This is a genomic window from Anaerotruncus sp., from assembly GCF_057433415.1.
This window is the reverse complement of sequence record NZ_DBMDHH010000020.1, coordinates 24,803-33,132: the sequence shown is the minus strand read 5'-3', so window position 1 is coordinate 33,132 and position 8,330 is coordinate 24,803. Positions and strand designations below refer to the sequence as shown.

The 8,330-nt window shown below is 61.1% G+C and carries 8 protein-coding genes; 2 read left to right on the top strand and 6 right to left on the bottom strand.

The genetic code is table 11. The features are described 5' to 3' along the window. Nucleotides 1-1,030 (bottom strand): DUF362 domain-containing protein (locus tag ACZO3G_RS07410; RefSeq protein ID WP_489693850.1); only part of this gene is annotated, 1,030 nt, incomplete at its 3' end. A 226-nt stretch (nucleotides 1,031-1,256) separates the two neighbouring features. On the opposite strand from ACZO3G_RS07410, the gene ACZO3G_RS07405 reads away from it, so the two are divergent. Together ACZO3G_RS07405 and ACZO3G_RS07400 are read left to right on the top strand one after the other, a co-directional pair. Beyond that, nucleotides 1,257-2,567 (top strand): cation:proton antiporter, encoded by a 1,311-nt coding sequence (locus ACZO3G_RS07405; protein WP_101550473.1) that lies wholly within the window; start codon nucleotides 1,257-1,259, stop codon nucleotides 2,565-2,567. A gap of 104 nt (nucleotides 2,568-2,671) precedes the next feature. Further along, nucleotides 2,672-2,845: a hypothetical protein gene (locus tag ACZO3G_RS07400; protein ID WP_172439204.1), complete on the top strand. Its 174-nt coding sequence runs from the start codon at nucleotides 2,672-2,674 to the stop codon at nucleotides 2,843-2,845. Between the two features lie 56 nt (nucleotides 2,846-2,901). Here ACZO3G_RS07400 and ACZO3G_RS07395 read toward each other — a convergent pair whose 3' ends face one another. The 5 genes from ACZO3G_RS07395 to ACZO3G_RS07375 all read right to left on the bottom strand — a co-directional run bounded on the left by ACZO3G_RS07395 (nucleotide 2,902) and on the right by ACZO3G_RS07375 (nucleotide 7,938). Continuing rightward, a complete protein-coding gene (locus tag ACZO3G_RS07395) occupies nucleotides 2,902-3,081 on the bottom strand; it encodes a hypothetical protein (RefSeq protein ID WP_101550471.1) in 180 nt (59 codons plus the stop codon). A gap of 98 nt (nucleotides 3,082-3,179) precedes the next feature. Next, complete coding sequence (fba, locus tag ACZO3G_RS07390) at nucleotides 3,180-4,118, bottom strand: class II fructose-1,6-bisphosphate aldolase (protein WP_101550469.1); 939 nt, start codon at nucleotides 4,116-4,118, stop codon at nucleotides 3,180-3,182. Nucleotides 4,119-4,233: 115 nt separating this feature from the next. Further along, nucleotides 4,234-5,517, bottom strand: coding sequence for an ABC transporter permease (locus ACZO3G_RS07385; protein WP_101550467.1), 1,284 nt, complete (start codon nucleotides 5,515-5,517; stop codon nucleotides 4,234-4,236). Then, on the bottom strand, nucleotides 5,504-6,253 hold the full coding sequence (locus tag ACZO3G_RS07380; protein WP_276870264.1) for an ABC transporter ATP-binding protein: 750 nt from the start codon (nucleotides 6,251-6,253) through the stop codon (nucleotides 5,504-5,506). The genes ACZO3G_RS07385 and ACZO3G_RS07380 overlap by 14 nt, the downstream gene beginning before the upstream one ends. A 2-nt stretch (nucleotides 6,254-6,255) precedes the next feature. Further along, nucleotides 6,256-7,938 carry an efflux RND transporter periplasmic adaptor subunit gene (locus tag ACZO3G_RS07375; protein WP_288283910.1) on the bottom strand — a complete coding sequence of 561 codons (1,683 nt, stop codon included), beginning with the start codon at nucleotides 7,936-7,938 and terminating at the stop codon, nucleotides 6,256-6,258. Nucleotides 7,939-8,330 lie beyond the last annotated feature (392 nt).

The following is an 8,330-nucleotide window of genomic DNA, read 5'->3' as shown; positions in this document are numbered from 1 at the left end:
TGGTGTCGGGATGCAGCGCATGGAAGTGGTCCTTTTCTTCCGCGCCCCGCCTGGCAAGCAGGCTGTCGGGAAGGACCGGCTGCCCGTTGACCGCGTCGGCGCAGGCGGTGTCGAGCGCCACCGGGTCGAAGGAGGCGAAGATGCCCACATCGGGCACGATCGGCACGTCGTTTTCAGGGTGGCAGTCGCAGAAGGGGGACACGTCGAGCACCAGGCTGACGTGGAAGCCCGGACGGTCCTTGACGACCGCCCAAGCGTACTCGGACATCTTCCTGTTGAGGATGTCGAACGCCTCGTCCTGCGCGGCCTGCACCGCGTCGGCCGGGCAGACGCCGATGCAGCGCCCGCAGCCGACGCACTTGTCGTGGTCGATCTGCGCCTTTTTTCCGGGGAAGGAGATCGCGCCGTGCGCGCAGTTCTTAAAGCACATGCCGCAGCTGACGCAGAGGCTCCGGTCGACGAACGGCTTGCCCGCCGAGTGCATTTCCATCTTGCCCGCGCGGGAACCGCAGCCCATGCCGAGGTTTTTGATCGCGCCGCCGATTCCGGTGCACTCGTGCGCCTTGAAGTGGGTGAGGCTGATGACGATGTCCGCGTCCATCACCGCGCGGCCGATCTTCGCCTCCTTCACATATTCCCCGTCGATCGGGACGATCTGCTCGTCGGTGCCCTTGAGCCCGTCCCCGATCAAAATCTGGCAGCCGGTCGAAAAGGGGGTGTAGCCGTTTTCATAGGCCGCCTCGATGTGGTCGAGCGCGTTCTTGCGCCGCCCGACATATAGGGTGTTGCAGTCGGTCAAAAACGGCTTGCCGCCGTTTTCCCTGACGATGTCCGCGATCACCTTGGAGAAGTTCGGGCGCAGGAACGCGAGGTTGCCCGGCTCCCCGAAGTGGATCTTGATCGCCGTGTATTTGTTCTTGAAATCGATCGAATCGATCCCCGCGGCCTTGACGAGCCTGCGGAGCTTTTGCAGCAGGTTCTCCTCAAGCGTGGTGTGCAGATTGGTATAATAGACCTTTGAGGGTTTCATTCAGCCTTTTCTTCCCTTCCATATTTTTCTTATCACACTATAACATATCCGGCGCGCGATGAAAAGAGGGCTTCCGCAATTCATCGACAAATTAGCCAAATTCATCCGCGATGTTATACATTTCTTGACCAGATTTCATGTTGCAAATTGCCTCCGCAAGGACTATACTGGGTGATGTTTTTTAAAAATCGCCCGGGAGGGCTCTTGTGGAAGGGAGGGGATTCCCGTGGAATCCTACAATTTTTTATTCAGCGTGGCGATCATCCTGCTGAGCACCAAGCTGCTCGGCATCCTGACCAAGCGGATCGCCATGCCGCAGGTGGTCGGCGCCCTGCTCGCGGGGCTGGTGCTCGGCCCCGCCATGCTCGGCGTCCTGCATGAGACCGCCTTCCTGGACCAGTGCGCCGAGATCGGCGTCATCGTCCTGATGTTCACCGCCGGGCTTGAAACCGACATCGCCGAGCTCAAGCGGTCGGGGCGCGCCTCCTTCGTCATCGCGCTGTGCGGCGTGCTCGTCCCGCTCGCCGGCGGATTCCTGCTTTCCTGGTTCTTCAACCGCGGCGGCGAAAACTTTTTGCAGAACCTCTTCATCGGCGTCATCCTGACGGCGACCTCCGTGAGCATCACCGTGGAAACGCTCAAGGAGATGGGTAAGCTCTCCACCCGTTCCGGCAACGCGATCCTCGGCGCGGCCCTCATCGACGACATCCTCGGCATCATCGCGCTGACCCTTATCACGAGCGTCTCCGACCCGAGCGTCAACATTGTGGCCGTGCTCGTCAAGATCGTCGCGTTCTTCGCGCTGAGCCTCGCCGTCGGCGTCCTGCTGCACAAGCTGATCGAAAAATGGATGACCGGGCACGACGACAAGCGCCGCTACGCGGTGATCTCCTTCGCTTTCTGCCTGCTCTACGCCTTTGCGGCCGAACGGTTTTTCGGCGTGGCGGACATCACCGGCGCCTACATCGCCGGGCTCATCATCTCCAACACCACCAAGGTCACCTATGTCGCCACCCGCTTTGAGACGGTATCCTACATGCTGCTCTCCCCCATCTTCTTCGCAAGCATCGGCACCAAGGTGGTCCTGCCGCAGATGAGCACGGCGATCGTTCTCTTCTCCGTCCTGCTCGTGCTCTGGTCGATCGTCTCCAAGGTGGTCGGCTGCGGGCTCGGCGCGAAACTCTGCCGCTATTCCAATGAGGAGTGCAGGCGCATCGGCGTGGGCATGATCTCCCGCGGAGAGGTCGCGCTCATCGTCGCGAACAAGGGGATCTCCTCCGGACTGATGAAGCAGGACTTCTTTGGCCCGGTCGTGATCATGGTGGTCGTGACGACCATCGTCACGCCGGTCCTGCTCAAGCTGGTCTACCGAGAAAAGGAGAAAACCTACAGCGATCTCGCCACCAGCCCGCTCGTCGAGCAGTACGAGGAGATCAAGGACTTCGATCTCGCGGTGCAGCGGATGATCGACATCAACGACAACCTCCGCGAAAAGGGCAAGCGGCGCGAAGAGCGCGAAACCGCCTCCAAAAAATAACAGCTGACAAAAAAGGCCGGGCATGCGCCCGGCCTTTTTCCTATCCAGAAATTGCTCACATGGAATCGCAAATTCCGCGCAAGCTATCTGCGGAGGTGATTTTCATGCAGGATTATCCGAACTTCTTTTCGTTCGGGTTCGGCGCGGACGTGACGATGGCCGGCTATTTCGACGCGCTCCCGCTGGAGGTGAAGCTCGCGATCAACGAGCATGCCGGCGAGATCCACTCGATCGAGGACATGCGCCGGTTCGCCCAGCGGATGATGGCCGAAGGGTAGCGCCGGCTTTCCATAGATCAAAGCGGCGGGGCGGGCGCCCCGCCGCTTCCTTTCCCTCAGCGGGGCAGCGGGCGGCCGTATGGATCGGTGCGGAAATACTCCTGCTCCTCAAAGATGCTCCGCGGCCCCCTCTGAAAGGCGTGCACGCCGGGGGTATTGATATTGGTCGGCCAGTTGCGCCCGTGGTGCCGCATCGGGGTCTGGACCGGGCGCGGACCGTAATAGTACGAAGCCATGCGCTCACCTCCTGCCCCATCCTATGCGCGCCGGGCGCGCCCTGACGCAAAAAAGCCCGGCGGACGCCGTCCGCCGGGCTTTTCCGTGTGAAAACCGCTTACGCCTTTCCGGCGCAGCCGAGCACTTCGGTGATCTTGTGGGAGACCATCTCCTTGACCGCGGTGCGCGCCGGGGTCAGGTACTGGCGCGGGTCGAAGTGGCTGGGGTTCTCCGCCATGTACTTGCGGATGGCGGCGGTCATCGCCACGCGCACGTCCGAATCGATGTTGATCTTGCAGACCGCCATCGTGGCCGCCTGGCGCAGCATCTCCTCGGGGATGCCGATCGCGTCGGGCATCGCGCCGCCGAACTGGTTGATGACCTTTACGAGGTCCTGCGGAACGGAGGAAGCGCCGTGCAGGACGATCGGGAAGCCGGGCAGGCGGCGGCTGACCTCTTCGAGGATGTCGAAGCGCAGCTGCGGCTTCTGGCCGGGTTTAAACTTGAAAGCGCCGTGGCTGGTGCCGATGGCGATGGCCAGCGAGTCGACGCCCGTCTTGCTGACGAACTCCTCGACCTCGGCGGGGTTGGTGAACTGCGCGTCGTCCGCCGCGACGTTGACGGCGTCCTCGATGCCGGCGAGCTTGCCCAGCTCGGCCTCGACCACGACGCCGCGCGCGTGGGCGTATTCGACGACCTTGCGGGTCTCGGCGATGTTGTCCTCGAAGGCGCGGGAGCTGCCGTCGATCATGACCGAGGTGAACCCGCCGTCGATGCAGGATTTGCAGATCTCAAAATCCGCGCCGTGATCGAGGTGCAGCGCGATGGGGATTTCGGGGCAGTCGACCACGGCGGCCTCGACCAGCTTGACCAGGTAGGCGTGCTTGGCGTATTTGCGCGCACCCGCTGAAACCTGAAGGATGACCGGCGCTTTCAGCTCGGAAGCGGCCTCGGTGATCCCCTGGACGATCTCCATGTTGTTGACGTTGAACGCGCCGACCGCGTATCCGCCCTCATAGGCTTTCTTGAACATTTCGGTGGTAGTGACCAACGGCATAAAAAAACAGCTCCTTCCAAAATATCGGGTTGCCTGAACACCTCTATTATACCATGTTGTCCGACCGGCGCAATTCCAAAAAGGACGGGCTTTTGCCCGTCCTTTTTGGTAAGTTTTATTCGTAGCGCAGCGCCTCGATCGGGTCGAGCTTCGCCGCCTTGTTCGCGGGGTAATATCCGAAGAAGACGCCGATCGCCATCGAGAAGGTGACGGCCACCAGCACGACGACCGGCGAGGGCCAGCTTGGCGCGCCGAGCACCACCGAACCGAGCCGTCCGAGCGTGGTTCCGAGCAAAACGCCGATGACGCCGCCGATCAGGCAGATGATCATCGATTCGACGATGAACTGCACGCGGATGGCGCTGTTCTTGGCGCCGAGCGCCTTGCGGGTGCCGATCTCGCGGGTCCGCTCGGTCACCGACACGAGCATGATGTTCATGACGCCGATGCCGCCCACCAGCAGGGAGATTGCCGCGATGACCGAAACCGCCATCTTCATCGTGCCCAGGGTGGCCGTCATCTGGCCGATCATGCTGTCCATGTTCTGGGACTCGATTTTCACATATTTGTTGTCCCGGTAGAAGGAGCGGTTGATATACTCCGTGGAACGGTCCGCGAAGTCCTGCACGTCCACGCCCGCTTTCGCCTTGACCTGCACGGCATAGTAGCCGTCGACGTTCTTGGCCTCCGCGCCGCCGTCCTTGGCGATCTGCTTGGCCACCCCCACGGGAATAAACATCTGCCGGCTGGTGTCCCCTGCCATGCTCGCCATCATGCCGGAGATCTGGTAGTCATAGACCCCCACGACGTTGAAGGTATAGAGCCCCGCGGTGAGCCGCACTTTAATTTCCTGCCCAAGCGCCTGCTGCGGGGAGACGCCAGGCATCAGCTTCTCAAGCATGCCCTTAGAGACCACCGCCACGTACTTTTCCCCGCTGACCTCCCGGTCGTTGAGGTCGTGCCCGGCGATCGGGGTGATGTTCTGGATGCCCAGGGCATCGGCGTTGACGCCGTAAACCCATGCGTCGGTCTGGCGGCGGCCCACCTGCGCCCGGCCGTTGCCCGCGTTGACGGTGACGGCCCAGTTTTCGATCTCGTCGGCAAACCGTTCTGTGTAGAGGCTGAGGATGTCGTCATTCAAATAGTCTTCCGCTTCATAGCTGCGGTTATAATTTAAAGCCCCGTTTTCATCCGGTTTGTCGGACAGGAAGAGCTGAAAGGAATTCGCGCCCATGTCGTTGAAGACGGCGGTGACCGAATTGGTCATCGCGTCGCCGACGGTAACGATCGTGATGACCGAACCGATGCCGATGATGATGCCGAGCATCGTGAGCAGCGCGCGCATCTTGTTGGCGCGCAGGCCCGCGACCGCCAGGGAAATGTTTTCAAACAGCTGCACGCGGCATCCCCCCTTTCTCGGTACGGATGATCCGCCCGTCGCTGATCGTAACGATCCGTTCGGTTTCGGCGGCAAGCTCGGGGTTGTGGGTGATCAGCACGATCGTTTTCCCCTCCTCCCGGTGCAGGCGGTGGAAGAGGTCCATGACCATATGGCCCGTCTGGGTGTCGAGCGCGCCGGTCGGCTCGTCCGCGAGGATGATCGCCGGATCGTTGGCCATCGCGCGCGCGATGGCCACGCGCTGTTTCTGTCCGCCCGACAGCTCGCTGGGCTGGTGCTTCATCCGGTCCGCCATGCCGACGATGTCGAGCAGTTCCTTCGCGCGGCGGCTGCGGGCCGAAGCGCCCATGCCCGAATAGAGCATCGGAAGCTCGACGTTGCGCAGCGCCGAGGTGCGCGGGATGAGGTTGAAGGTCTGGAAGACGAACCCGATCTTGCAGTTGCGGATCTCCGAAAGCATGTTGTCGGGCACGTCGCGCATCGGCACCCCGTCGAGGGTGTAGCTTCCTTCGGTCGGCCGGTCGAGCGCGCCGATGATGTTCATCAGCGTCGACTTGCCGGAACCGGAAGCGCCGACGATCGAAACGAATTCCCCGCGGCCGACCTGCAGGTCGATGCCCTTGAGGATTTCCAGCTCATTGGGCTGGCCGATGTAAAAGCGCTTGTAGATCCCCTGCATGTCAATGATCAGGCTGCCGTCCGGCATGGGGCTCCAGGCAAGTTTTTCGTCGCTCATGCTCAGCCCTCCATCACGGCGCCCGCGGGAGCCGCGCCGCCCATGCCGGCCGCCAGCGTGACGGGCATGCCGGGAATGACCGTGCTCGCGTCGGAGAGCACCTGGTCGCCGTCCGCAAGGCCGTCGGAAGAAATTTCGAGGTAGAAGTCGGTCTCCATGCCGGTGGTCACGGGAACGGCGGTCGCGATCATCGCGCCCTCCTCGTTCGGTTTGGCGACATAGACCACGCTCTGGCCCTGCGCATCGGTGCCCACCGCCTCAAACGGGACAGCCCAGACGTTCTCCTTCTTCTGCGTGACGATGTTGAGGCGGACGTTCATGCCGACGCGCAGCCCGGTGGAAGCCGGATCGTTGATCGAGACCTCCGTCTCAAACTCAACGCCGCCGTCCGTCCTGGTGGAGCCGTCCGACGCCTTGACCGCCGTCGGGTAGATTCGCCCGACCGTCCCCTCGAAGACCTCCTCGCCGGTCGCGTCCGACTTGATCTCGGTGGGCATCCCCTCCTGGACCGTCGCGACGTCGTACTCCTTGAGCGCGGTCTTGATGACCAGGTCGTCGGTGTTCTCGACCACGAAGAGCAGCCCCGCCGCCGGGACCCCCTCCTTGGCGTAGACCGCCGTCACCGTGCCGGAGATCGGCGCGGTAACCGTCGACTCGCTGAGATCCTTTTGCAGCTTTTTGAGCGAGATCTGCTGGGAGGTGAGGTCGCCGTCGATCTCCTGCCCCTTGATGCTGGTTTCGAGGTTGTCGAGATTGCGGTTGACGCTGTTTTCAATCGCGTTTTTGTTGGCAAGCGCGTTCTCATAAGCGATACGCGCGGAGCGGTACTCCTTGCTGTAGCTGCTCAGGTCGCCGCCGTACTCGTTGTCGTTCTTCTGCCACTCCTTGAGCGCCTCGTCGTAAGCCTTCTCCGAACGGTCAAGCTCATCGATGACGTCCTGCGGGATCGGGGTGCCGTTATCCTTGTGTTCCCGCTCGGCGATCTGGTATTTCTTTTCCGCGTCCTGGTATTCGTTGCGCGCGCGGTTGAGTTTTTTCTCAAGGTTGTTCATGACATCGTCCGCGTACTCGAGGTCATCCTTGTGGTCGTTGAGGTCGCGGCGCGCGTCGTTCAGGTTCTGCTGCGCGCTGCGCAGGGCGTTCTCCGCCGCGATCAGCTCCGCGTCCACGTTGTTGGAGATGTCGCTCTTGGCGTCCTCGAGCTTCTTCTGCGCGTTTTCCATCGCGTACTGGTTCTGGCGGGAAATCTTGCTGATGACCGCCTGCTGTTCCGCGATCGACAGCTCGAGATCGGAGGTGTCGAGCTGGGCGAGCAGGTCGCCCGCCTCCACGTGGTCCCCGACCTTTACCGCAACGGTGTTCACCGTGCTGTTGAGGGTCGTATGTACATAGGAAGCCTCCGCGCTTTCCACCGTGCCGGTCAGGCTGATGCTGTTGACCAGCTCGGTCTTCTGCAAGGCGGTGGACATGACCGGAGCCATCACCGGCGCGCTCGCGAACAGGAACTTCCATCCGATTGCGCCGACCACCACGACCGCCACCACTGCGATGGCAATCCGCTTCTTATGGGATTTGCGCTTGGTGAAGCGTGCGATGTCCTGATTCACCCCGGCGGTCGAATTCGGCGCCTCCTGTTCCGCGCCCGCCGCGGCAGATTCCGGATTTTTCTTTTTTATCCCAAGCATTCCTCATAACTCCTTCGTTCAAGAATCTTTTTCCGCCGGGCGCCCGCCCGGCTGCCATGAAACTCCGTTGATACAAACGACATTCCCCGCCGTTTGGATTCAGACATGTGAAATTATTTCCGCCTATTGTATTAACATAACGGTACAATAATACAGTATTGCTAAAAAAATGTCAACATCTATTTCACACAAAAAGAGCATACCGGACGGTTCTTACTGATTTTGCAACAGTTTTCTTACAATTCTCTTACTTTTTCACACAAAAAGCGGAGCGGCCCGCGCAGATGCGCGGACCGCTCCATGCTATAGGGGGTGAGGGTGTGAAGATGTCATTCTAAATTCCGGACCCCGGACTCTGTCTTCAATATAGCACAAACTTGCGGAAAGTCAAC